The following is a 380-nucleotide window of genomic DNA, read 5'->3' on the forward strand; positions in this document are numbered from 1 at the left end:
GATAACATGTTAAAGATAACAGGTGAGGCACGAAAACTAGCTATTGATATGCGTTTGTTGGACTCTAGTTATAGTCTAGCAGACAATCATAAGCTGCTTCAGGTAGTGGATAATGTTGAAAGAATTTATCGTGAGGGAATGGAAAATAAGGCTACTCAGATGATTTTTTCAGATATTGGAACACCTAAGAAAAAGGACAATGGCTTTGATGTTTATTCTGAGATTAAGGCTTTATTAGTTGATAGAGGAATCCCTAGTAAGGAAATTGCCTTTGTACATGATGCCAATAGTGATGAAAAGAAGAATAGTTTGTCTCGAAAGGTCAATGCAGGAGAGGTGCGGATTCTCCTTGCCTCAACTGAAAAAGGAGGAACAGGTTT

1 pseudogene is annotated in these 380 nt (G+C 37.6%); it reads left to right on the top strand.

Annotated features, from left to right (window positions below):
• Positions 1 to 380: pseudogene (locus HMPREF2701_RS01480) on the top strand (helicase); the annotation flags it as partial.

Source organism: Streptococcus sp. HMSC077D04, from assembly GCF_001808785.1.
Taxonomy (GTDB): domain Bacteria; phylum Bacillota; class Bacilli; order Lactobacillales; family Streptococcaceae; genus Streptococcus; species Streptococcus mitis_BX.